This is a genomic window from Amphritea pacifica, from assembly GCF_016924145.1.
In the GTDB taxonomy this organism is placed as follows: Bacteria; Pseudomonadota; Gammaproteobacteria; order Pseudomonadales; family Balneatricaceae; genus Amphritea; species Amphritea pacifica.
Map to the genome: position 1 here is coordinate 1 of NZ_JAFFZO010000240.1, position 255 is coordinate 255.

Here is a 255-nt window from a genome sequence, read left to right on the forward strand (position 1 = left end):
GCGCCAAGATGAAAACCGCTAAAGGCGTGATCCAGGGCTATAACGGCGTGGCGGCGGTGGATAGCAAACACCAGATTATTGTGCATGCGCAAGCGTACGGTGCAGGTCAGGAACAACACACCTTAAGACCGATGCTTTTTGGTATTCGGCATCAATTCCGACAGCTGAAAAAGCCGGAACACCGTATTCTGCAAAAAGTACAGATCACCGCCGATAGTGGCTTTCATAGCGAAGCCAATATGAAGATGATCTATC

1 pseudogene is annotated in these 255 nt (G+C 49.4%); it reads left to right on the forward strand.

From position 1 onward, the window contains the following. A pseudogene (locus JW499_RS22195) lies at positions 1-255 on the forward strand (IS1182 family transposase); the annotation flags it as partial.